We start from the raw sequence: 25,046 nt of genomic DNA, 5'->3' as shown, positions 1-25,046 counted from the left end.
ACGGGTCGAATCAGCCCCATTTTGCGAGAGCTTCGAAAACTCGGCTATACGATTCGAGGTCGTTACGGAGAAGGTAGCGATGCGGCAGGACGGTTGTTCCAGCTGTCAAATCAGCGGACATTAGGCAGTCATGAATCACAACTGTTAGCTGACTTTATGGAAGTGACAGAACAAGTGATTCAAGCAGAACGTCATGCGCGTGAAGAGCTCATCGCACATCGACAAGAAGAGTTAGAGGATCGGTTTTATCGGTCATATGGTATTTTACGATATGCCAAACTTCTTTCTTCTACGGAAGCCATTGAGCGACTATCTGATTTACATTTAGCGAGTGACTTAGGGATTTTGTCTGATTGGAGTCCGCCGAAGTTCCATGAACTCATCGTTCGGTTACAATCAGGTTTTCTACAAAAACATTTCGGGAAAACATTATCTACGCAAGAACGGGATCGAGAACGAGCGACACTTGTTCGTCGGACGTTAGATCAAGGCTTAGTTTGATCCAACTATAAGGAGGTTATGTCAATGATGTTTGGACGATTTACAGAACGAGCACAACGCGTATTAGCTTTAGCACAAGAGGAAGCCGTACGTCTTGGCCATCATAATATTGGTACAGAACATATTTTATTAGGATTGGTTCGTGAAGGAGAAGGAATCGCGGCAAAAGCGCTCTTCGCCCTCGGATTGACCTCTGAAAAAATCCAACAAGAAGTAGAATCATTGATTGGACGTGGTTCAGAGAATGGATCGACAATTCATTACACACCGCGTGCGAAAAAGGTCATTGAGCTCTCGATGGATGAGGCTCGGAAATTGGGACACTCTTACGTCGGAACGGAACACATCCTTCTAGGATTGATTCGTGAAGGAGAAGGGGTCGCGGCACGCGTCCTCAATAACCTTGGAATCAGTTTGACGAAAGCACGCCAACAAGTGTTGCAACTTCTCGGGAACACGGAGTCATCTTCAAATGCTTCGCAACCTGGGGCGAGCGCCGCAACACCAACGCTTGACGGATTGGCACGCGATTTGACACAACAAGCGCGCGAGTCTCGTTTGGATCCGGTCATCGGACGCGCAGGCGAAATTCAACGTGTCATCGAAGTGTTGTCGCGTCGGACGAAGAACAACCCGGTTCTAATTGGGGAACCAGGAGTCGGGAAAACAGCGGTCGTCGAAGGTCTCGCTCAGCAAATCATCAACAACGAGGTACCTGAAACGCTTCGAAACAAACGCGTCATGGTGCTCGATATGGGAACGCTTGTCGCAGGCACGAAATATCGTGGTGAATTCGAAGATCGCTTGAAAAAAGTGATGGACGAAATTCGTCAAGCCGGTAACGTCATTCTCTTCATCGATGAGTTACACACATTGATTGGTGCGGGTGGTGCAGAAGGTGCAATCGACGCCTCTAACATTCTTAAGCCGTCATTGGCTCGCGGTGAACTTCAATGTATCGGGGCGACTACACTAGATGAATACCGGAAGTACATCGAAAAAGATGCAGCGCTTGAGCGCCGCTTCCAACCGATTCAAGTGAACGAACCGACAACAGAAGAAGCTGAACAAATCCTACTCGGGTTACGCGATCGCTATGAAGCACACCACCGTGTGACAATTACAGATACGGCGATTCATGAGGCGGTCGTCCTTTCTGACCGTTACATCTCCGATCGTTTCTTGCCGGATAAGGCGATCGACCTCGTCGACGAGGCGGCATCAAAAGTACGACTTCGCTCATTCACGGCACCACCGAATTTGAAAGAGTTGGAATCCCGTCTCGAATCGATTCGTAAAGAGAAAGACTCTGCCGTACAAAGCCAAGAGTTTGAAAAAGCAGCTTCCCTTCGCGATACGGAACAGAAGTTACGCGATGAGTTAGAAGAGTTGAAAGCAGAATGGCAGAACAAGCAAGGTAACGAAAAACTTGAAGTGACGAAAGAAGATATCGCTCAAGTTGTTGCGAACTGGACAGGTGTACCGGTCACGAAGATTGCCGAAGAAGAGACAGACCGTCTCCTCAAACTCGAATCGATTCTTCACAACCGTGTCATCGGTCAAGACGATGCGGTGAAATCAATTTCCCGTGCGATCCGTCGCGCCCGGGCCGGATTGAAAGATCCGAAACGTCCAATCGGGTCATTCATCTTCCTCGGACCGACCGGAGTCGGGAAAACAGAGCTCGCCCGTGCAGTTGCCGAAGCGATGTTTGGCGATGAAGATGCCATCATTCGAATCGACATGTCCGAGTACATGGAAAAACATGCGACGAGCCGTCTCGTCGGTTCGCCTCCTGGTTATGTTGGTTACGAAGAAGGCGGTCAATTGACTGAAAAAGTGCGTCGGAAACCTTACTCGGTTATCCTACTCGATGAAATCGAAAAAGCGCACCCAGAAGTATTCAACATCTTGCTTCAAGTGTTAGACGACGGTCGCTTGACGGATTCGAAAGGTCGCACAGTCGACTTCCGAAACACAGTCATCATCATGACGTCTAACGTCGGAGCCGCAGCGCTTCAACGAAACAAATATGTAGGATTCACAGTGGAAGATGATGTGAAACGTGAATATACGGAAATGAAGGACAAAGTACTCGAGGAATTGAAGAAAGCGTTCCGACCTGAGTTCTTGAACCGGATTGATGAAATCACGGTATTCCATTCACTTCAAAAAGAGCACATTCAAGAAATCATCAAACTTATGGCAGAGACACTTAAGAAACGTCTCGCCGAACAAGGTGTTGATTTCAGCTTGACGGATGCGGCACTCGATAAAATTGCCGATGTCGGCTACGATCCGGAATACGGGGCTCGTCCTCTCCGTCGTGCCCTTCAACGGGAAGTGGAGGACCGCCTCTCAGAAGCAATGCTCGGCGGCACAATCGCTAGAGGCAGTAAAGTTGCGCTCGACGTACAAGATGGAGAGTTCGTCGTTCGTAACGAAGGTGTAGTTCAGTAAAACATTCAGCTCCCTCGTCGTTTAGAGGGAGCTTTTTTTAGACAGGAAGGGAACTTATGGCCAAAATTAAAACGAAATACGTCTGCCAATCGTGCGGATATGAATCAGCCAAGTGGATGGGGCGTTGTCCGGGTTGTAATGAATGGAATACGCTCGTCGAAGAGTTTGTAGAAGAGAAGAAAGCCAAACGTGGAGCGGCCTTTGTGCATAGTTCATCGCGACAATTGAAACCGGAACGCTTAGCGAACGTCGTCTCACAAGAAGAGACGCGCGTGCATACGAATAGTCGTGAATTTGACCGTGTCCTCGGCGGTGGGATTGTCCCAGGTTCACTCGTTTTAGTCGGCGGGGACCCGGGAATCGGGAAGTCGACCATTCTGTTACAGGTTAGCGCTCACTTAGCCCATAGTGGTAAAAAGGTGTTATACATCTCGGGGGAGGAATCTCTCAAACAGACAAAACTTCGTGCGGAACGGCTCGGTTTACCGACCGATGACTTGTTCGTGCTCGCTGAGACGGACATGTTGATGATCGAACGGGTTATTGATGAGGAGCAACCTGGATTTGTCATCATTGACTCGATTCAAACGGTATATATGGATGAGATTCAATCGGCGCCAGGGAGCGTGTCACAAGTTCGAGAATGTACGGCCGCCCTCATGAAAATTGCGAAAACGCGAGGGATTGCGGTCTTCATCGTCGGTCACGTGACGAAGCAAGGGTCGATTGCCGGCCCGCGCTTACTTGAACATATGGTCGATGCGGTACTTTATTTTGAAGGGGAGCGTCATCATACGTTCCGTATTTTACGGGCGGTGAAAAACCGTTTTGGATCGACGAACGAGATTGGCATTTTCGAGATGAAAGAGAGTGGACTAGAGGAAGTGCTTAATCCATCTGAAATATTCTTGGAGGAACGCACGGCGGGCGTATCGGGTTCGACCGTTGTCGCCTCGATGGAAGGTACGCGGACGGTACTCGTGGAACTCCAAGCACTCATCTCTCCGACATCGTTCGGGAACCCGAGACGTATGGCCACGGGCATTGATCAAAACCGAGTCGCGCTGCTCATGGCCGTGCTCGAAAAACGTTCCGGTCTCTTGCTTCAGACGCAGGATGCGTACTTGAAAGCAGCCGGTGGCGTCAAACTGGACGAACCGGCGATTGACCTTGCGATTTGTATCTCGATTGCCTCGAGTTTCCGCGATCGTCCGACTCGTCCGACGGATGTCTGCATCGGTGAGGTCGGATTGACTGGGGAAGTGCGACGGGTTTCCCGAATCGAGCAACGTGTCGCCGAGGCGGCAAAACTAGGTTTTACACGGGCCATCATCCCGAAAAATAACATGGGGGGATGGACCGCTCCGGCAGGGATTGAAGTCGTCGGGGTCGGAACAGTGGATGAAGCACTCCAGTTGGCGATTCCGTTCTAACGGGTCGCCACTGGCAGTTTTTAACGCTTTGTAACGAACGTGATTGAAAAAATCATGTTACAATGAAAGTGTTATTTTTTGAAATTTTATTTCATATAGAAGGAGGTGGAATGAGTGAAGATTGCTGTACGAATCGGATTTATTTTGATTGGACTCGTCGTGGGTTGGTTCGGAATCATCGAAGCGACGCTTTTATTAGCAGACCTTGGCATGAATGTGCCGGAGTGGTTAACGATTCCATACGTAGCAAGTTTGATTGGTGGACTTATCTTCTTCATTCTTAGTTTATTCTTAACAGATGGTGTTGTTGCATTTATTCGTTTTGTCGAAGAACGGCTCGTCCGTTTACCGGTAGGGGATATCTTATTCGGTTCGATCGGTCTCATCATCGGGCTCTTGATTGCCTTTTTGATTAGTGTATCGCTTGAAGTCACGAATATTTTCTTACTGAGTAAAATCGTTCCGATTTTTGTCACGGCCCTGTTTGGTTACTTTGGTTTCGCGGTCGGCTATCGGAAGCGTAACGAATGGATCAAACTATTTGTGAAGAGCGAACGGGAAAAGCCTGCGGCTGAACCGGTCCAACGCTCTAATGATAAGATTTTAGACACGAGCGTCATCATCGATGGTCGAATCGCGGATATTGCGACGACTGGATTCGTGGAAGGAACATTGATTGTGCCCCAGTTCGTCATCGGCGAACTGCAATACATCGCCGACTCCTCGGATACGTTGAAGCGGAATCGTGGACGTCGTGGACTGGACATCTTGAAGGAACTACAAGAGAACAAGCGCATCCAGGTTGAAATCTATGATGGAGACTTCGAAGACGTACCGGAAGTCGACATCAAATTGATTAAACTAGCTGAACTGAAAAACGGGATTGTTGTTACGAATGACTACAACTTAAATAAAGTGTGTGAGGTACGAAATGTACCGGTCTTGAACATCAATGATTTGGCGAACGCCGTCAAACAGATTGTCATTCCTGGTGAAGAGATGGTCGTGACAGTTATTAAAGAAGGAAAAGAGCAGAATCAAGGGGTTGCTTACCTTGAGGATGGGACAATGGTTGTCGTGGAGGGCGGACGTAAATTGATTTCGAAGACGCTTCCTGTCGTTGTGACGAGTGTCTTACAAACGTCTGCAGGCCGTATGATTTTTGCCCGTCCGGAATAACGGATCAAAAAGAGACGCGAGAGCGCTCTCTTTTTTCACGAAGAGAGGTATTAACATGGTAGCTTATACAGTTGTCATCCCGGCTGCGGGAAGAGGGAAGCGGATGGGTGCGGATGCGAATAAGTTGATGCTGACGCTCCGTGACAAACCGATTATTGCTTGGACGTTACAGGCGTTCGATACCGATCCGTGGTGCGAACGAATGGTGTTAGCCATCCGACCAGAAGAACGTGACTGGTTCGAGGCGATGACGTCACAGATGAAGACGCCGGTTACATACGTAGCAGGAGGGGAAGAACGACAACAGAGTGTCCATGCAGGACTGAAGGTTGTTGCACCCGATACGATTGTGATGATTCATGACGGTGCGCGTCCGTTTGTAAAACGTGAACAGTTGCATCAAGTGGCTGAAGCGGCACTGCAAGGTGGTGCCATCTTGGCGGTACCCGTTAAAGATACGGTCAAACAAGTTCAACGTCATCACATCGAACGCACCGTTCCCCGTGAAAACTTATGGTTGGCACAAACGCCGCAAGCCTTTCAGGCGAAAGCGATTTTGGCGGCACATGAACGAGCGGTCGAACAACAGGTGATGGGAACGGATGATGCCAGTTTGTTTGAGTGGCTCGGCGAATCGGTACAAGTGGTCCTTGGGGACTATCACAACATCAAAATGACGACGCCCGAAGATTTATTGTTCGGCGACGCGATTTTAGCGAAGGAGGAATTACAATGAGAATTGGTCAAGGCTTTGATGTACACGCATTTGCAGAAGGACGTCCGTTAATCTTAGGGGGAATCGAAATCCCACATGAGCGTGGACTTCTCGGTCATTCTGATGCGGACGTGTTACTCCATACCATTGCGGATGCGGCACTTGGAGCAATTGCGGCAGGTGATATCGGGAAACACTTCCCGGATACGGATCCGGAATTTAAAGATGCAGATTCGAAAGTATTGCTTCGTCACGTCTGGCAGCTCGTGAAAGATCAAGGCTACGTTCTCGGAAATGTAGATGCGACGGTCATGGCTCAACGTCCGAAACTTCGTCCTTACATTGATGAGATGCGCGCGGTCATTGCCGAACTTCTTGAGGCGGACATCGAGCAGGTGAACGTGAAAGCGACGACGACGGAGAAACTGGGCTTCACGGGACGCGAAGAAGGGATTGCGGCGCAAGCGGTCATCTTACTCAACCGGGCTTGACAGAAATGGTATACTATTTGGGCAGAAGAGAAGAAAGGTGGAACTATTATGAGTGAAGTGCGTGTACGCTATGCGCCTAGTCCGACGGGGCATCTCCATATCGGAAATGCGCGGACGGCGTTGTTTAACTACTTATTTGCTCGCCATGCTGGCGGAAAAATGATTCTTCGGATTGAAGACACTGACCAGAAACGGAATGTATTGAACGGTGTCGAGAGTCAGATGAAATACTTGGAATGGCTCGGCATCGACTGGGATGAAGGTCCAGGGCGTGACGGAGACTACGGTCCGTATTACCAAATGGAGCGTCTTGCGATTTATGAGAAATACGTCAATGAGTTGATGAGCAAAGGCCTTGCTTATAAATGCTACATGACCTCGGAGGAGCTTGAAGCAGAGCGTGAAGCACAAATCGCACGTGGGGAGGCACCACGTTACTCGGGTGCGCACCGTAACCTCACTGTTGAAGAACGTGAAGCGTTTGAAGCGGAAGGGCGTAAACCGTCTATTCGGATTCGTGTGCCGGAAGGCGTGACGTATAAATGGACAGATGTCGTCAAAGGAGACGTCTCGTTTGAATCGAAAGATTTCGGTGACTGGGTCATCGTGAAACAGGACGGCATTCCAACGTACAACTTCGCAGTTGTCGTGGACGACCATTTGATGAAGATCAGTCACGTGTTGCGTGGGGACGACCATATCGCGAACACACCAAAACAGATGATGGTCTATGACGCACTTGGTTGGGACTATCCTGAATTCGGTCACATGACGCTCATCTACAACGACCAACATAAAAAGTTATCAAAACGGGACGAATCGATCATTCAGTTCATCGAACAATATGCGGATCTCGGCTACTTGCCAGCAGCGCTCTTCAACTTCATTTCGCTCCTTGGCTGGTCACCTGTCGGGGAAGAAGAAATCTTCTCGAAAGAAGAGTTCATTGAAATGTTTGATGCGAAACGTTTGTCGAAGAGTCCGGCAGTTTTTGACCAACAAAAACTTTCTTGGATCAACAGTGTATACATGAAGAAGGCCACGCTTGACGAAGTGGTGGCACTCAGTTTACCATTCTTACAAGAAGCAGGACGATTACCCGAGGCGGTATCTATTGAGGAAGCGGATTGGGCGACAAACTTGATTGCATTGTATAAAGAACAAATGACGCACGGAGCAGAAATCGTCGCGTTGACAGACTTGTTCTTCAAAGATGAAATCGAGTATGACGAGGAAGCGAACGCTGTCCTTTCAGGTGAAACGGTACCTGCTGTTCTTGCAGAGTTCAAACAGCAGCTCGAAGCAATCGAAGACTTCACTCCGGAAGCGATTAAAGCGGCGACAAAAGCGACGCAAAAAGCTACCGGTCAAAAAGGGAAAAACTTGTTCATGCCAATCCGTGTCGCGACGACAGGACAAACACATGGACCAGAACTCCCGAACGCCATTTCGTTAATCGGAAAAGAGCGTGTGTTGAAGCGTCTGACAACTCTATTAGCGTAATAAAGGCATTGATGAGGAAAGTAAGCGGTACGACACGTTGCAGAGACTAGAACCTAGGCTGGGAGTTCTAGATGTGTCCTCCGAAGAAGTGCACCTCTGAGCCGTCTCGGCGATATGTAGTCGAGACCGTGACTCGGCGTTAACGAGACTTGAGAGGGGAACGCATTTTCCCAAACAGAGTGGAACCGCGCTTACGGCGTCTCTGTGCCTTGGCACAGGGGCGTCTTTGTTTTTGTATAAGAAAAGGAGATATCGATTATGGGATTTTGGAGCAGTGTACGCGAAGACTTGCGGACTGTCCTGGAACTAGACCCTGCCGCTCGTTCGAAAGTAGAAGTGGCACTGACTTACCCAGGCCTTCACGCCATATGGGCACATCGCATCGCGCACGGATTATGGAAACGTAACATGAAACTGGTGGCCAAGTTATTAGCCCAATTCAGTCGTTGGTTGACCGGGATTGAAATTCATCCGGGGGCGGTGCTTGGGAACCGCGTGTTCATCGATCACGGTTTCGGTGTCGTCATCGGTGAGACGGCGATTATCGGGAATGACGTCACCATCTATCAAGGCGTCACCCTGGGTGGAACGGGGAAAGAGAAAGGGAAGCGTCACCCGACAATCGGGAGTGACGTGCTTATTTCAGCGGGGGCGAAAGTACTTGGGAACATCACGGTCGGCGATTGCGTCAAAATCGGAGCGAGCTCGGTCGTATTGAACGATGTGCCGTCTGATTCGACCGTGGTCGGAATTCCAGGTCGTGTCGTCATCCGAAACGGTAAGCGTGTGAAGCAACATGATCTAGATCATCGTTTCCCAGATCCGGACCGCGAATGCCAAGAACGCTTAGAAGCGGCAGTGGATGAACTACAACAAAAATTAGCGACGCTTGAAAAGCGGATGGAGGAGAAGACACATGATTCAGCTGTACAACAGTCTCACGAATAAAAAAGAACCGTTTGTCCCGATTGTTCCGGGTAAAGTATCGATGTACGTATGCGGTCCGACCGTTTACAACTACATTCATGTCGGAAACGCCCGTCCGGCGATCGCCTTCGATACGGTTCGTCGCTACTTGACGTATCGTGGGTACGAGGTCAAATACGTCTTGAACTTCACAGACGTGGATGACAAGATCATTCGTACGGCGAATGAATTAGGAGAAGACACGGAGACGCTGACGAATCGCTATATCGAGGCATATTTAGCAGATACAGGGGCACTTAACGTTCAACCGGCAGACGTGCATCCGCGTGTTACCGATACGATGGTAGAAATCATCGAATTCATTCGTCAATTAGAGACGGAAGGGTTCGCTTATGAATCAGAAGGAGACGTGTATTTCCGGACGAAGAAGTTTGAGACTTACGGAAAATTGAGTCAGCAATCGATTGAAGATTTGCGGGCCGGGTCACGTGTCGATGTCGGGGAGAAGAAAGAAGACCCGCTCGACTTCGTCTTATGGAAAGCGGCTAAACCGGATGAACCATCATGGGATAGTCCGTGGGGCAAAGGACGTCCGGGCTGGCATATCGAATGCTCGGCGATGGCGAAAAAACATCTCGGGACAACAATTGATATTCACGCGGGCGGTCATGATTTGAAATTCCCACACCACGAGAACGAGATTGCTCAGTCAGAAGCTTGCAACCATGCGAAGTTCGCCAACTATTGGTTGCATAACGGCTTCATTAACATTGAAAATGAGAAGATGTCTAAGTCGCTCGGAAACTTCCTCCTCGTCCATGAGGCGTTGAAAGAAGTCGACCCGATGGTCCTGCGCTTCTTCATGTTGTCTGTGCATTATCGTCATCCGATCAACTATAGCCGAGAATTGATTGAACAAGCGGCGAACGGCTGGAGCCGAATCAAGGAAGCTTATCAAAATATTGAATATCGCTTGTCGGTAACAGCTGGACTTGGAGAGGCGAGCGAGTCGATGGAACGGAAGCTTGAATCCATCAAAGCGTCTTTCATCGAATCAATGGATGATGATATCAATACGGCCAACGCCGTGACCGTCCTCTTTGACTTGGCACGGGAAGCGAACATTTATGCGAAGGCCGATCATGTGGCAAAAGCGACGCTAGAACAGGTCCTGTCGCTATTTGATGAATTGACGGGTGTCCTCGGCTTGACGTTGGCAGAAGAAAAAGAACTATTGGATGCCGAGATCGACCAATTGATTCAAGAACGGAACGACGCACGGGCGGCACGTAATTTTGCCCGAGCTGACGAGATTCGTGATTTACTAAAAGAACAAAGCATCCAACTCGAAGACACGGCCCAAGGGGTTCGGTGGAAGCGGTTATGATGCAACCGAAACAAATGAATGCCCTTGCGCTCGCCTACATGGGAGACGTGGTATACGAAATGGCTGTACGGAGACGCCTGCTCGAGAAAGGATTGACGCGCCCGAATGACTTGCACCGGGGCGCGGTCCGCTACGTCAATGCACGGGCGCAGGCGAGCGTCGTGACATTTTGGTTAGAGACGGATGCGTTGACGGAAGAGGAACAGGCTGTCGTCAGACGTGGAAAGAATGCGAAATCAGGATCGGTTCCGAAACGGGTCGATGTGCACACGTATCGTTATTCCACGGCGTTTGAGGCACTGATTGGGTATATCTATTTGACAGAAAGAAGGGATCGTCTTGAAGAACTCATCAAACAAGCGTTCGAACGACTCGAAGCCGAGTCGACCGAAACGACATGACGGAAATCGGGGAGCGGAGAAACGAACGTTTGACCGCCCTCGTGGGGAACGACCAGATCGCGCGCGTCGCCAAAAGGCAGAACGCCCTGACTATAAGGAAGTCGATGTGATGGAGGAAGGGATTGACTTCCTTTACGGTCGTAACCCGGTACTCGAGGCACTGCGAAGTGGTCGTGATATGAATAAAGTATTCATTATGGAAGGTCAGCAAAAGGGACCACTCGCTCAAATCATCGCGATGGCGAACGAAGCATCGGTCCAAGTGTCATTCGTCCCAAAAACGAAACTTGAGAAGATGGCTGGCAGTGAACATCACCAAGGAGTCGTTGCGGCGGTTGCGGCTTATGAATACAAAACAGTCGAAGACATGTTCGCTCTCGCAGCTTCGAAAGAGGAGACACCGCTCTTCATTTTGCTAGATGAGCTCGAAGACCCGCACAATCTCGGTTCGATTCTACGGACCGCCGATGCCGTTGGCGCACATGGAATCATCATTCCGAAACGTCGCTCGGTCGGTTTGACTCAAACGGTTGCCAAAGCCTCGACCGGGGCCATTGAGCATATTCCGGTGGCGCGTGTGACGAACTTGACACGGACACTTGAAGAGTTGAAGGAAAAAGGATTGTGGGTTGTCGGGACCGATGCGAAAGAAAGTCAGGACTATCGTCGATTGGATGGAAATATGCCACTCGTTGTGGTCATTGGAAGTGAGGGCAAGGGGATGAGCCGACTCGTGCGCGAATCGTGCGACTTCCTTGTTCATTTACCGATGGTCGGTCATGTCACGTCACTCAATGCATCTGTTGCAGCGGCGCTCCTCCTGTATGAGGTGCATCGCTCACGTCATCCATTGGCATGAGTATCCTGAAGCGCGAGCTCCTTCTTGTCGACGGATATAATATCATCGGCGCGTGGCCTCACTTGAGAAGTCTCCGCGATGTAGATTTTGAACAAGCACGCAATTTGTTGATTGAGGCGATGGCAGAATATCAGGCTGCGTCCGGCAAAGAGGTCACCATCGTGTTTGACGCCCACATGCGCTATGGTCGTGAATCCAAAGAGAAGCGGAGTCGGGTCGACGTTGTCTATACGAAAGAAAATGAGACAGCGGACGAATGGATTGAGCGGCGTGCCCATGAATTAGTGGATGACCGGCTCATTACATTATTCGTTGCGACGAACGATTTCACGGAGCAGTGGGTCATCTTTGGTCAAGGCGCATTGCGCGTTCCGGCAACCGAACTGTTGAAAGATTGGAAGCATGCGAAAACACTGATTGAGCAACAGCGCGTGTCGCTAGAGAAAGAACAAGCAAATCGGAAGACGATTGATATTCCACCGCATATTCAAGCAAAGTTTGAAGAAATGCGACGTCGCAAATCAAAAGGTGATTGAAATCACGGACGAGTTCATGAAATGGACTCGTCTTTGTTTCGATTTTGACATTTTTTTGCAAAGGAATGTTGTATACTATTACATATATGAGTTACACAGTATTCAATTGACGGAATTTTTAGAAATTTGTTTGACGCATAGGAGTAGGGAGTCCTATAATGGGACACAACCTTACATAGTTCAGGATCAATCGCCGGGGGGTAACGAGCATGAACGGATGGCCGTACGAACAGTTTGAAAAAATGTCAGACGAAGAGTTGGTCTTATTGGCGCGCAACGAAGGGGATAGCGACGCGCTCGAGTTTTTGATTGAACGATACCGGTATTTTGTGCGGGCGAAGGCACGTTCATACTTTTTGATTGGTGCAGATCACGAGGACATCGTCCAAGAAGGGATGATCGGCCTTTATAAAGGTGTGCGTGATTATAAAGACGAGCGACTTGCGTCATTCAAAAGCTTTGCCGAGATGTGCATCACCCGTCAGATGATCACGGCAATCAAGACGGCGACACGCCAAAAACATATTCCGCTCAACTCATATGTGTCACTCGATAAACCAATTTTTGATGAAGAGTCTGACCGGACGCTGCTCGATGTCATCTTGCCACCACATCCGACTGACCCACAAGAATTGATCGTGACACGGGAAGAACAGTCGTTCATGGAAGCGAAGATGGATGAAATCTTGAGTGACCTCGAACGGAAAGTCTTGCGTCTTTATTTAGACGGGCGCTCTTATCAAGAAATTTCAGACGACCTCGATCGTCATGTCAAATCGATCGATAATGCGTTGCAGCGTGTGAAGAAGAAATTCGAGCGTCATGTCGACGTCCGGATGCTCACGAGCTAACCGATTATTGACCGCGTGCCTCCTATGTGATACTTTAAAAGCAGCGCCTTGTCCGTAGACGCCATTTACAGGAGGCGTTTTTTTTTCGCTCTTTTTTAAGAGAGAGTAGTCGAAAGGGGCGCTTATGAATGGCAAAGAAAGTAAGTCTCGCTTGCTCAGAATGCGGGTCTCGAGAGTACTCGACGACAAAAAAAGACGGCGTGTCGACACGGCTTGAAATGAAGAAGTTTTGTCGGCGCTGTAACGCGCATACGCTGCATCGGGAATCAAAGTAACGTAGATTGGCATTCAATGTAGGAGGAAGCTACCATGAACTTTTTGCGCGACGTATGGAAAGAGTTGAAGAAAACGAGTTGGCCGACTCGTAAAGAACTCACGAAATATACCATTACTGTCATCGCGACTGTTGTCGTGATTGGCCTGTTCGTGTTCGGCGTAGATACTGGGGTCAGTTATCTCGTCAATTTATTGATTAACTAAGGAAGAGGTGAAAGCCGTGGAGAAACAATGGTTTGTTGTCCAGACGTACTCAGGTTTTGAGAATAACGTCAAAGAAAACCTAGAACGTCGAATCGGTTCGATGAACATGGAAGATAAAATTTTCCGCGTCCTCGTCCCGACTGAAACGACGCAAGAAGAAGTCACATTGAAGAGTGGCGAGAAGAAAATCAAAGAACGTGAAGTCAAAAGTTTCCCGGGCTATGTGTTCGTAGAGATGGTCATGACTGACGATTCATGGTATGTTGTCCGCAACACGCCAAACGTCACCGGCTTCCTCGGTTCAACGGGTGGTGGGGCAAAACCAATCCCACTCCAACCGGACGAAGTGACAAACGTCTTGTCACAAATGGGACTCATCGAGAAGAAAGATCGTTACAACTATGAACTCGGTGACCTTGTCCGCGTGAAAGAAGGCGCATTTGAGAACTTTGAAGGAACAATCGACGAGATTGAAGCCGACAAAGAGAAGCTCAAAGTCGTGGTCGACATGTTCGGTCGTGAAACAAAAATTGAGCTTGATTTCGAACAAGTTCAGAAAATTAACTAAACCCACTTGCTAATCCGTAAAACGGATGGTACAATCGAAAATGTTTGATGTTGTGCTTTATTTCGGTACAAACTCGACCTAATAGATTGAGTGGGAGGGCGCACAACGTCCAAGAAACCACATTTTAGACTTAAGGAGGTGTGTCTCGTGGCGAAAAAAGTTTCTAAACTCGTTAAACTTCAAATCCCAGCTGGTAAAGCAAACCCAGCTCCACCAGTAGGTCCAGCACTTGGTCAAGCAGGTGTTAACATCATGGGATTCTGTAAAGAGTTCAACGCTCGTACACAAGACCAAGCCGGATTGATTATTCCTGTAGTCATCACGGTATACGAAGATCGTTCGTTTACATTCATTACGAAAACTCCACCAGCTGCAGTTCTCTTGAAGAAAGCTGCTGGTATCGAGAGTGGTTCTGGTGAACCAAACCGTAAGAAAGTAGCAACGGTTAAGCGTGACAAAGTTCGCGAAATCGCTGAACTTAAAATGCCTGACCTTAACGCATCATCTGTAGAAACAGCGATGCTTATGGTTGAAGGTACTGCACGTAGTATGGGTATTGTAATCGAAGACTAATTGCTAGTCTCTGGGGTTGTCGGTGAATACTGCTCACCTTCAATCCCTTCATTATGTGGGAGGAAATTCCGCTAACCACAAGGAGGAAAAGAACATGGGTAAAAAACACCAAGAAGCAGCTAAGCTTGTTGACCGCACGAAGTCATACGACCTCGCTGAAGCTGTCGAGCTCGTTCAAAAAACAGCTACTGCTAAATTCGATGAAACAATCGAAGTTGCTGTCCGTCTCGGCGTAGATCCGAAGAAAGCAGACCAACAAATCCGTGGTGCCGTTGTACTTCCACACGGTACTGGTAAAACACAAAAAGTTCTCGTCTTCGCAAAAGGTGAGAAAGTGAAAGAAGCGGAAGCTGCTGGAGCAGACTACGTTGGCGACGCTGAGTACATCAACAAAATCCAACAAGGATGGTTCGACTTCGATGTAATCGTTGCGACACCTGACATGATGGGTGAAGTTGGTAAACTTGGTCGTGTTCTCGGACCTAAAGGCCTCATGCCTAACCCGAAAACAGGAACAGTTACTTTCGACGTAGAAAAAGCAATCGCGGATATCAAAGCTGGTAAAGTTGAATACCGTGTTGATAAAGCTGGTAACATCCACGTTCCAGTTGGTAAGAAATCATTTGAAGCATCTAAACTCTCTGAGAACATCGAGACAATTCTCGAAACACTCATGAAAGTGAAGCCTGCTACTGCAAAAGGAACTTACCTTAAAAACATCTCGCTTTCATCTACAATGGGTCCTGGGATCCGTGTAGCGACTGCAGATTTCCTTAAGTAATCTTGTTGAAATAAATTGTTGACAACGTGTGACACCGCTGATAAAGTAATACACGTTCAACCGAATATGTTGGATTACCGTAGACAGAAGGTGGACATCGGTCCGTAAACCCTTCCGAGGTGTCTTTGCTCGAACTTGAGCCTGTTGTCACAGGTTTACTTTCAAACAATTACGCCCTCGTATGTCTTCATACGAGGGATTTCTTTTGGAGAGCAGCCTCTCGTCCGGTATAAGAATTGACTAGGAGGTGCAAACACATGGCAAACGAAAAAATCGTAGCTCAGAAATCGGCACTCGTCGATGAAATCGCTGAGAAAATGCAAGCGAGCGTTGGAACAGTTGTTGTTGACTACCGTGGACTTACAGTTGAAGAAGTGACTACACTCCGTAAATCACTCCGTGACGCTGGAATTGAGTTCAAAGTTTACAAGAACGGTCTTCTTCGCCGCGCAGCTACTCAGTCGAACTTCGAAGGTCTTGACGAAGTCTTCACTGGTCCTACAGCAATCGCCTTCTCTAAAGAAGACGTTATTGCTCCAGCGAAGATCTTGAACGACTTCTCGAAAGAGCACAAAGCGCTCGAACTTAAAGGCGGAATCATCGAAGGTAAAGTTTCTTCACTCGAAGAAATCAAAGCCCTTGCAGAACTTCCATCACGCGATGGTCTTCTCTCGATGCTTCTCAGCGTACTTCAAGCTCCAATCCGTGGGCTCGCAGTCGCAACAAATGCAATCGCAGAACAAAAAGAAGAGCAATCAGCTTAATTTTTGTCGCGTAGCGTAACTCAAAAAACTTTTTCACAACATCAAAGGAGGAAAACCATAATGGCTTTCAACAAAGAGCAATTCATCGAAGACCTCAAATCAATGACGGTTCTCGAACTTAACGAACTCGTAAAAACAATCGAAGAAGAATTCGGCGTATCAGCAGCAGCTCCAGTAGCAGTTGCAGGTGCTGGCGCAGGCGCAGCAGCTGAAGAGAAAACTGAATTCGACGTAATCCTCACAAACGCTGGCGCTGGTAAAATCAACGTCATCAAAGCTGTTCGTGAAATCACAGGTCTCGGTCTTAAAGAAGCAAAAGCACTCGTTGACGGAACTCCAGCTCCAGTCAAAGAAGGCGTTTCTAAAGAAGACGCTGACGCAATCAAAGCTAAGCTTGAAGAAGCTGGCGCATCTGTTGAAGTTAAGTAATTCTACTTCACAACCTATAGAAGCTCGCCATGGCGAGCTTCTTTTATTTCCTTGAAGAATGGGTTAGGAGGTTCAACGCATGGGAGATCATTACTATACGAACGATCCACGTTCGGAAAGTGCCCCGGAGACATGGACGTACGAGTTGCGAGGGAAACAGTATCATTTCACTTCGGACCGCGGTGTGTTCTCGAAAGGGTCGGTCGATTTTGGGTCACGTCTTTTAATTGAAACGTTTGAGATGCCTGATGTGTCGGGACGTATTTTAGATGTAGGCTGCGGCTATGGTCCGATGGGGATCTCGCTTGCCGATGCCTCTGGGCGTGAGGCCTTGCTCATTGATGTGAATGAGCGTGCGCTGGCGCTCTCTGAGCAAAACGCCGCCCGTAATGGAGTGACGGTCGAAACACGGCTTTCTCACGCGTATGACGCGGTGGGGGGAGAACGGTTTGCCGCCATTGTCACCAATCCGCCGATTCGTGCGGGGAAACAAGTCGTCCATACGATCTTGCGTGAAGCACATACGCACCTCGTCGATGGAGGAGCAATCTATGTCGTCATTCAAAAGAAACAAGGAGCACCTTCTGCTAAAAAGTTATTAGAAGAGGTGTTTGGTCAAGTTGAAACGATCGCGAAAGAAAAAGGTTACTTTATTTTCCGAGCAATTCGGTCTTGACAAACGGTGAAGTCTTGTTGACTCGCTATAACGTATATGCTAACATTATAAAATGCCATTGGAATGGAATTCGCTTGAAACTGCCGTGTCTGCCGCTTTTTAGAGACGGAAAACGAGCGACATTCAATGACAATGTTCGATTATTACGCCCGAAAAATTCGCTAAAGAATTGGGGGTCTGAGAGGTGAATCAGTTGACTGGTCAACTTGTTCAGTACGGTCGTCACCGTCAGAGAAGAAGCTTTGCCCGTATCAGTGAGGTATTAGAGCTTCCGAATTTGATTGAAATTCAAACTGCTTCTTATGAGTGGTTCTTGCGTGAAGGATTGAAGGAAATGTTCACAGACATTTCACCGATTTCCGACTTCACAGGAAACCTCGTATTGGAGTTCATCGATTACTCGCTCAGTGAGCCGAAGTATTCTATCGATGAATCGAAGGAGCGCGACGTTACTTATTCTGCGCCACTTCGCGTAAAAGTGCGTCTCCAAAACAAAGAGACAGGTGAGCTCAAAGAACAAGAAGTGTTCATGGGGGATTTCCCGCTCATGACAGAATCGGGAACGTTTATCATCAATGGTGCAGAACGCGTCATCGTTTCCCAGCTTGTCCGTTCACCGAGCGTGTACTATAACGCTAAACTCGATAAAAACGGTAAACGTGGATTTGGCGCAACTGTCATCCCGAACCGTGGTGCTTGGCTCGAACTCGAGACAGATGCCAAAGATATCGTTTATGTTCGTATCGACCGTACCCGTAAAATTCCGGTAACGGTGTTGTTGCGTGCCCTCGGATTCGGTACGGACCAAGAAATTATCGACCTTCTCGGGGATGACGAATACCTTCGTAACACCCTTGAAAAAGATAATACGGAGTCTACAGAGAAAGCGTTGATCGAGATTTATGAGCGTCTCCGCCCTGGTGAACCACCAACGGTAGAAAATGCGAAATCTCTTCTCGTATCACGTTTCTTCGACCCGAAACGTTATGACTTAGCGAACGTCGGTCGCTATAAGATGAACAAAAAACTTCATCTTAAGAACCGTTTGTTCGGTCAAAAATTAGCGGAAACGCTCGTGGACCCGGAAACAGGCGAAGTACTCGCCGAAGCTGGAACGATCCTCGACCGCCGCAACTTAGATCGTATCCTCCCGCACTTGGAGAACGGCCTTGGCTATATCGATGCGGAACCAACTGGTGGTGTCGCTGAAGGTGAGCCATTCGGTCTTCAGTCAATCAAAGTCATCTCACCGGATGACCCAGATGGAGAGCGTATCTTGAACATCATCGGAAATGGCAATATCGATCGCAGCGTAAAACATATTACGCCAGCCGATATTATCGCTTCAATCAACTACTTCTTCAACTTACTTCACGAAGTCGGAACAACAGATGACATCGACCACTTAGGAAACCGTCGTCTTCGTTCAGTCGGAGAACTTCTCCAAAACCAATTCCGGATCGGGCTTTCCCGTATGGAACGTGTCGTAAAAGAACGTATGTCGATTCAAGATCAAAATGCGATTACACCACAGGCGCTCATCAACATCCGCCCGGTTATCGCATCACTTAAAGAGTTCTTCGGTAGCTCGCAATTGTCACAGTTCATGGACCAAACGAACCCACTCGCAGAGCTCACGCACAAGCGTCGTCTCTCTGCACTTGGACCGGGTGGTTTGACACGTGAGCGTGCTGGTTTCGAAGTTCGAGACGTTCACTATTCGCACTACGGTCGGATGTGTCCAATCGAAACACCAGAGGGACCGAACATCGGACTCATCAACTCACTCTCGTCTTATGCGAAAGTGAACGAGTACGGTTTCATCGAAGCACCATACCGTCGTGTTGACCCGGAAACAGGTCTTGTCACTGGCGACATTCAATATATGACGGCTGATGAGGAAGACCTCTATGTCGTCGCACAGGCAAACATGCCGCTCACAGAAGATGGCCACTTTGCAGACGAACAAGTTCTTTGCCGTTTCCGCGGACAAAACTTGTCAGTCGAGCCAAGCCGAGTGGACTACATGGACGTTTCGCCGAAACAGGTTGTTTCTGCCGCAACGGCATGTATCCCGTTCCTTGAGAACGATGACTCGAACCGTGCCCTCATGGGAGCGAACATGCAACGTCAAGCAGTACCACTCCTTCAACCGGATTCACCGATTGTCGGTACCGGCATGGAGTACGTATCTGCGAAAGACTCTGGGGCAGCTATTGTTGCGAAATACCCAGGTGTCGTCGAACGCGTCACAGCGCGTGAAATCTTGATTCGTCGCACGTCTGACGTGAACGGTTCTGAGGTTTCAGGTGACCTTGACCGTTACAAACTTCAAAAATATGTCCGTTCGAACCAAGGGACATGCTATAACCAAAAACCAATCATCGCAGCTGGTGACCGTGTCGAAAAAGGAGAAATCCTTGCAGACGGTCCATCGATGGATATGGGTGAGCTCGCGCTCGGCCGTAACGTCGTCGTTGCCTTCATGACATGGGATGGTTACAACTATGAGGATGCGATCATCATGAGTGAGCGTCTCGTGAAAGATGACGTGTACACGTCGATTCATATCGAAGAGTACGAGTCAGAGTCACGCGACACGAAACTCGGACCAGAGGAAATCACACGTGATATTCCAAACGTCGGAGATGACGCACTTCGTAACTTGGACGATCGTGGAATTATCCGCATCGGAGCTGAAGTCAAGGATGGCGATATCCTCGTCGGTAAAGTAACACCTAAGGGCGTTACAGAATTGACGGCGGAAGAGCGTCTCTTGCACGCAATCTTCGGTGAGAAGGCACGTGAAGTACGTGATACGTCACTTCGTGTACCAAACGGTGGAGACGGAATCATCTTGGATGTCAAAGTGTTCGACCGTGAAAACGGTGACGAGTTGTCTCCAGGCGTCAACCAAATGGTACGTGTCTATATCGTTCAAAAACGTAAGATTCACGAAGGGGATAAGATGGCGGGACATCACGGTAACAAAGGTGTTATCTCGCGAATCCTCCCTGAAGAAGATATGCCATACATGCCAGACGGTACACCGGTTGACATCATGCTCAACCCGCTTGGGGTACCATCTCGTATGAACATCGGTCAGGTACTTGAACTCCACCTTGGTATGGCAGCGAAGAAGCTCGGTATCAAAGTGGCAACACCTGTATTCGATGGAGCGCGTGAGGAAGACGTATGGGCAACGATTGAAGAGGCTGGTATGGATAAAGATGCGAAAACGCGTCTCTATGACGGTCGTACGGGTGAACCGTTCGATAACCGCGTCTCGGTCGGTGTCATGTACATGATCAAACTCGCGCACATGGTTGATGACAAACTTCACGCTCGTTCGACAGGACCATACTCACTCGTTACGCAACAACCGCTCGGTGGTAAAGCACAGTTCGGTGGTCAGCGCTTCGGGGAGATGGAAGTTTGGGCTCTTGAAGCGTACGGTGCAGCCTACACGCTCCAAGAAATCTTGACAATCAAGTCGGATGACACGGTCGGTCGTGTGAAAGCATATGAGGCCATCGTGAAAGGTGAGAGCGTTCCGAAAGCGGGCGTTCCTGAATCATTCCGCGTCTTGATCAAAGAGCTTCAAGCGCTCGGTATGGAAGTCAAGATGATGTCAGCGGATGATGAAGAAGTCGAAATGAAAGATGAAGATGACGACAACATCCCGAACGCAACATCGGCGTTAGAACAAGTCGTTCAACCGACTGTTACGGAAGAGGAATAAGGCGAAAAGGGAGGTCGGCCCCTTGGTAGATGTTAATCGATTTGAATATATGAAAATCGGCTTGGCTTCATCAGAGAAGATCCGTTCGTGGTCTTACGGTGAAGTCAAAAAGCCGGAAACGATCAACTATCGTACACTTAAACCAGAGAAGGACGGATTATTCTGTGAACGAATCTTCGGTCCTACGAAAGACTGGGAATGTTACTGTGGGAAATACAAACGTATCCGTTATAAAGGAGTCATTTGTGACCGCTGTGGCGTTGAAGTGACGAAAGCGAAAGTGCGTCGCGAGCGAATGGGCCATATCGAGCTCGCGGCACCAGTTTCGCACATCTGGTACTTCAAAGGGATTCCAAGCCGCATGGGGCTTGTTCTCGACATGTCACCACGTGCGCTTGAAGAAGTCATTTACTTCGCATCTTACGTGGTCACAGAGCCAGGTGATACTCCGCTTGAGAAGAAACAACTTCTCTCGGAAAAAGAATTCCGTCTCTATCGTGAAAAATACGGTAGCGACTTCAAAGCAGACATGGGTGCTGAAGCCATCCGTACACTTCTTCAAGACGTTAATCTTGAAAAAGAAGTAGGCGAGCTTCGTGAAGAGTTGAAAACAGTCCAAGGTCAACGTCGTACACGTGCGATTAAGCGCTTGGAAGTTCTCGATGCATTCTTCACTTCAGGAAACAATCCAGACTGGATGATCCTTGAAGTACTTCCTGTCATCCCACCAGAGCTTCGCCCGATGGTACAGCTTGATGGTGGACGCTTTGCGACATCTGACTTGAACGATTTGTATCGTCGAGTCATCAACCGGAACAACCGTCTCAAACGTTTGCTCGACCTCGGCGCGCCGAACATCATCGTGCAAAACGAGAAGCGTATGCTTCAAGAAGCGGTTGACGCCCTCATCGACAACGGTCGTCGTGGTCGTCCGGTAACAGGTCCTGGTAACCGTCCGCTTAAATCACTTTCACACATGTTGAAAGGGAAACAAGGTCGTTTCCGTCAAAACCTTCTCGGTAAACGGGTCGACTATTCAGGACGTTCGGTTATCGTCGTAGGTCCGAACTTGAAGATGTATCAGTGTGGTCTTCCAAAAGAGATGGCGCTTGAACTCTTCAAACCGTTCGTGATGAAAGAGCTTGTCGGTCGCGGCATCGCTTCAAACATCAAGAACGCCAAACGCAAAATCGAGAAGATGCAACCTGAAATCTGGGGCGTCCTTGAAGAAGTCATTCGTGAGCATCCGGTCCTCTTGAACCGTGCCCCGACACTTCACCGCCTTGGTATTCAAGCATTCGAACCGATTCTTGTTGAAGGTCGTGCGATTCGCCTTCACCCACTCGTATGTACGGCATACAACGCCGACTTCGATGGTGACCAAATGGCCGTCCACGTTCCGCTCTCTGCAGAAGCACAAGCGGAAGCACGTCTTCTCATGCTCGCTGCGCAGAACATCTTGAACCCGAAAGACGGAAAACCAGTTGTTACACCATCGCAGGATATGGTCCTCGGTAACTACTACATCTCACTCGAACGTGAAGATGCCGTCGGTCAAGGGAAAGTGTTCTCGAACGTCAACGAAGCGTTGATTGCTTACCAAAACGGTTATGTCCACTTGCACTCGCGTGTGGCACTTCCGGCGCGTACGCTCAACAACCCAACGTTCACAGACGAACAGAACGAGAAATTGCTCATTACGACAGTTGGTAAGATGATCTTCAACGAAATCTTGCCAAATACGTTCCCATACTTGAACGAGCCGACGATGGAAAACTTACAGGAAGCAACGCCTGACAAGTACTTCATCGACAAAGGGGCGAACGTTGCGGAAGAAATCGCATCACGTCCAATCATCGACCCGTTCAAAAAAGGTTTCCTTGGAAAAGTCATCGCGGAAGTGTTCCAGAAGTTTGAAACGACGGAAACAAGCCGCATGCTTGACCGGATGAAAGATCTTGGCTTCAAGCACTCGACAAAAGCGGGTGTGACGGTTGGGATTGCCGATATCATCGTACTTCCGGATAAACAGGAAATCCTTGATGAAGCACAAAAACAAGTCGACCAAATCATGAAGTCGTTCCGTCGTGGTCTCATCACTGAAGATGAGCGTTACGAGCGCGTTGTCCGTGCTTGGAACGAAGCGAAGGATGAAATTCAATCTCGATTGATGAAATCCCTCAACCGCCTGAACCCAATCTTCATGATGTCTGATTCAGGTGCCCGTGGTAACGCATCGAACTTTACGCAGCTTGCGGGTATGCGTGGTTTGATGGCCGCTCCATCTGGTCGCATCATCGAACTTCCAATCAAATCGTCATTCCGTGAAGGTCTGACGGTTCAAGAGTACTTCATCTCGACTCACGGGGCTCGTAAAGGTCTTGCCGATACAGCCTTGAAGACAGCCGATTCAGGTTACTTGACGCGTCGTCTCGTTGACGTAGCGCAAGATGTCATCATCCGTGAAGAGGATTGTGGAACAGATCGCGGGATCCGTGTTTCTGCACTCCGCGAAGGTACGGAAGAAATCGAAAGCTTGTACGACCGTCTCGTCGGACGTACATCGTTTGAAACGGTCACACACCCTGAAACGGGCGAAGTGTTGATCGATAAGAACGAATTGATCACAGAAGACATCGCGCGCATCATCGTAGATGCGGGTGTTGAAAACGTTGAAATCCGTACAGCCTTCACATGTAACACGTCACACGGCGTATGTAAGAAGTGTTACGGACGCAACTTGGCGACTGGATCAAACGTTGAAGTCGGGGAAGCCGTCGGTATCATTGCCGCACAATCAATCGGTGAGCCAGGAACGCAGCTTACAATGCGTACCTTCCACACAGGTGGGGTTGCCGGGGACGATATCACACAAGGTCTTCCGCGTATCCAAGAGGTATTCGAAGCCCGTAACCCGAAAGGTCAAGCGGTCATCTCGGAAATCTCTGGTACGGTCATCGACTTCACAGAATCGCGTGACAAGCGTGAACTCACGGTCGAAGGATTCAGTGAGACTCGTTCATACACGATTCCTTTCGGAGCGCGTCTCCGCGTTCAAATCGGCGACACAGTAGAAGCCGGTGAAGTCTTCACGGAAGGTTCGATCGATCCGAAAGAATTGCTCGCCGTCCGTGGTGTATCTGGTGTTCAGAACTATCTTCTTCAAGAAGTTCAAAAAGTTTACCGGATGCAAGGGGTAGAAATCGGTGATAAGCACGTTGAGGTCATGGTTCGCCAAATGCTTCGTCGTGTCAAAGTTATCGAATCAGGTGACACACCGCTTCTCCCTGGATCACTCGTCGACATCAGCGTCTTCAAAGAAGCGTGTAAAGATGCGATTCGTGATGGAAAACACCCAGCGACTGCGAAACCAGTCCTTCTCGGGATCACAAAAGCCTCACTTGAGACAGATTCGTTCCTCTCAGCGGCTTCGTTCCAAGAAACGACTCGCGTCTTGACAGATGCAGCAATCAAAGGGAAACGTGACTATCTCCTCGGACTTAAAGAGAACGTCATCATCGGTAAACTCGTTCCAGCTGGTACTGGAATGGCTGTCTACCGTGATGTGGAACTCAAAGAAGATGAGGCGCCGGTTGCGCTCGAAGATACAACTGTCGAGTAAAATACGTCTTGACAGCGCAGGTTGGCGGTGCTACTATGATTTAGTGCCGCCAATCGGTTGTTGTCGATGACAACGATGTCCAGCAGTCGGCAAGCTACTTGGACGTCCATCCGAACTTTCTACGGGAAGGTTTGGCTGCTACAATTGCCACTTTCAAGGTATAACTCA

General features: G+C 48.8%; 23 protein-coding genes and 2 other annotated features (1 of these 25 cut by a window edge). All 23 genes read left to right on the top strand.

Annotation, left to right across the window (positions count from 1 at the left end):
• Nucleotides 1-501, top strand: the end of a protein-coding gene (locus GVY43_RS10905; RefSeq protein ID WP_159563159.1) for a protein arginine kinase. The gene continues 543 nt to the left of window position 1, outside the view; only the last 501 of its 1,044 coding nucleotides appear in the window; its start codon lies beyond the left edge, outside the window; it ends in the stop codon at nt 499-501.
• 24 nt (nt 502-525) lie between these two features.
• Nucleotides 526-2,961 (top strand): ATP-dependent Clp protease ATP-binding subunit, encoded by a 2,436-nt coding sequence (locus tag GVY43_RS10900; RefSeq protein ID WP_012727705.1) that lies wholly within the window; start codon nt 526-528, stop codon nt 2,959-2,961.
• A 56-nt stretch (nt 2,962-3,017) separates the two neighbouring features.
• Nucleotides 3,018-4,394: a DNA repair protein RadA gene (radA, locus tag GVY43_RS10895; protein ID WP_012727704.1), complete on the top strand. Its 1,377-nt coding sequence runs from the start codon at nt 3,018-3,020 to the stop codon at nt 4,392-4,394.
• 114 nt (nt 4,395-4,508) lie between these two features.
• Nucleotides 4,509-5,573 carry a PIN/TRAM domain-containing protein gene (locus GVY43_RS10890; RefSeq protein ID WP_012727703.1) on the top strand — a complete coding sequence of 355 codons (1,065 nt, stop codon included), beginning with the start codon at nt 4,509-4,511 and terminating at the stop codon, nt 5,571-5,573.
• Between the two features lie 55 nt (nt 5,574-5,628).
• Entirely contained in the window at nt 5,629-6,309 is a 681-nt protein-coding gene (gene ispD, locus GVY43_RS10885; protein ID WP_012727702.1) for a 2-C-methyl-D-erythritol 4-phosphate cytidylyltransferase, read from the top strand.
• A complete protein-coding gene (gene ispF / locus GVY43_RS10880) occupies nt 6,306-6,779 on the top strand; it encodes a 2-C-methyl-D-erythritol 2,4-cyclodiphosphate synthase (protein WP_012727701.1) in 474 nt (157 codons plus the stop codon). Before ispD ends, ispF begins: the two co-directional genes overlap by 4 nt.
• Nucleotides 6,780-6,824: 45 nt before the next feature.
• Complete coding sequence (gltX, locus tag GVY43_RS10875; RefSeq protein ID WP_201302271.1) at nt 6,825-8,282, top strand: glutamate--tRNA ligase; 1,458 nt, start codon at nt 6,825-6,827, stop codon at nt 8,280-8,282.
• Nucleotides 8,282-8,489: a binding site (T-box leader), on the top strand. It overlaps the preceding gene by 1 nt.
• 51 nt (nt 8,490-8,540) lie before the next feature.
• Nucleotides 8,541-9,230: a serine O-acetyltransferase gene (gene cysE, locus GVY43_RS10870; RefSeq protein WP_159563157.1), complete on the top strand. Its 690-nt coding sequence runs from the start codon at nt 8,541-8,543 to the stop codon at nt 9,228-9,230.
• Nucleotides 9,199-10,596, top strand: coding sequence for a cysteine--tRNA ligase (gene cysS / locus GVY43_RS10865; protein WP_159563156.1), 1,398 nt, complete (start codon nt 9,199-9,201; stop codon nt 10,594-10,596). Before cysE ends, cysS begins: the two co-directional genes overlap by 32 nt.
• Nucleotides 10,593-10,997 carry a Mini-ribonuclease 3 gene (locus GVY43_RS10860; protein ID WP_074035355.1) on the top strand — a complete coding sequence of 135 codons (405 nt, stop codon included), beginning with the start codon at nt 10,593-10,595 and terminating at the stop codon, nt 10,995-10,997. The genes cysS and GVY43_RS10860 overlap by 4 nt, the downstream gene beginning before the upstream one ends.
• Nucleotides 10,998-11,106: 109 nt before the next feature.
• Complete coding sequence (gene rlmB, locus GVY43_RS10855) at nt 11,107-11,856, top strand: 23S rRNA (guanosine(2251)-2'-O)-methyltransferase RlmB (protein WP_031421850.1); 750 nt, start codon at nt 11,107-11,109, stop codon at nt 11,854-11,856.
• Nucleotides 11,853-12,392 (top strand): NYN domain-containing protein, encoded by a 540-nt coding sequence (locus GVY43_RS10850; protein ID WP_159563155.1) that lies wholly within the window; start codon nt 11,853-11,855, stop codon nt 12,390-12,392. Before rlmB ends, GVY43_RS10850 begins: the two co-directional genes overlap by 4 nt.
• Nucleotides 12,393-12,601: 209 nt before the next feature.
• Nucleotides 12,602-13,243 (top strand): RNA polymerase sporulation sigma factor SigH, encoded by a 642-nt coding sequence (sigH, locus tag GVY43_RS10845; RefSeq protein ID WP_159563154.1) that lies wholly within the window; start codon nt 12,602-12,604, stop codon nt 13,241-13,243.
• Between the two features lie 128 nt (nt 13,244-13,371).
• Complete coding sequence (gene rpmG, locus GVY43_RS10840; RefSeq protein WP_012727693.1) at nt 13,372-13,518, top strand: 50S ribosomal protein L33; 147 nt, start codon at nt 13,372-13,374, stop codon at nt 13,516-13,518.
• A 34-nt stretch (nt 13,519-13,552) separates the two neighbouring features.
• A complete protein-coding gene (secE, locus tag GVY43_RS10835) occupies nt 13,553-13,723 on the top strand; it encodes a preprotein translocase subunit SecE (RefSeq protein WP_012727692.1) in 171 nt (56 codons plus the stop codon).
• A gap of 16 nt (nt 13,724-13,739) precedes the next feature.
• Complete coding sequence (gene nusG / locus GVY43_RS10830) at nt 13,740-14,291, top strand: transcription termination/antitermination protein NusG (RefSeq protein WP_012727691.1); 552 nt, start codon at nt 13,740-13,742, stop codon at nt 14,289-14,291.
• A gap of 147 nt (nt 14,292-14,438) precedes the next feature.
• A complete protein-coding gene (gene rplK / locus GVY43_RS10825; RefSeq protein WP_012727690.1) occupies nt 14,439-14,864 on the top strand; it encodes a 50S ribosomal protein L11 in 426 nt (141 codons plus the stop codon).
• Between the two features lie 94 nt (nt 14,865-14,958).
• Nucleotides 14,959-15,645: a 50S ribosomal protein L1 gene (gene rplA / locus GVY43_RS10820; protein ID WP_012727689.1), complete on the top strand. Its 687-nt coding sequence runs from the start codon at nt 14,959-14,961 to the stop codon at nt 15,643-15,645.
• 59 nt (nt 15,646-15,704) lie between these two features.
• Nucleotides 15,705-15,858 (top strand) — a sequence feature (ribosomal protein L10 leader region).
• A 44-nt stretch (nt 15,859-15,902) separates the two neighbouring features.
• A complete protein-coding gene (rplJ, locus tag GVY43_RS10815; protein ID WP_012727688.1) occupies nt 15,903-16,409 on the top strand; it encodes a 50S ribosomal protein L10 in 507 nt (168 codons plus the stop codon).
• A gap of 60 nt (nt 16,410-16,469) precedes the next feature.
• Nucleotides 16,470-16,838 carry a 50S ribosomal protein L7/L12 gene (rplL, locus tag GVY43_RS10810; RefSeq protein WP_012727687.1) on the top strand — a complete coding sequence of 123 codons (369 nt, stop codon included), beginning with the start codon at nt 16,470-16,472 and terminating at the stop codon, nt 16,836-16,838.
• Nucleotides 16,839-16,917: 79 nt separating this feature from the next.
• On the top strand, nt 16,918-17,514 hold the full coding sequence (locus GVY43_RS10805) for a class I SAM-dependent methyltransferase (RefSeq protein WP_012727686.1): 597 nt from the start codon (nt 16,918-16,920) through the stop codon (nt 17,512-17,514).
• A 193-nt stretch (nt 17,515-17,707) separates the two neighbouring features.
• Complete coding sequence (rpoB, locus tag GVY43_RS10800; protein ID WP_159563666.1) at nt 17,708-21,256, top strand: DNA-directed RNA polymerase subunit beta; 3,549 nt, start codon at nt 17,708-17,710, stop codon at nt 21,254-21,256.
• Between the two features lie 22 nt (nt 21,257-21,278).
• On the top strand, nt 21,279-24,878 hold the full coding sequence (gene rpoC, locus GVY43_RS10795; RefSeq protein WP_159563153.1) for a DNA-directed RNA polymerase subunit beta': 3,600 nt from the start codon (nt 21,279-21,281) through the stop codon (nt 24,876-24,878).
• Nucleotides 24,879-25,046: the final 168 nt, after the last annotated feature.

It is taken from the genome of Exiguobacterium sp. 8H (assembly GCF_902506255.1).
Classification (GTDB): Bacteria; Bacillota; Bacilli; order Exiguobacteriales; family Exiguobacteriaceae; genus Exiguobacterium; species Exiguobacterium profundum.
This window is presented reverse-complemented; position numbering and strand designations above follow the sequence as displayed.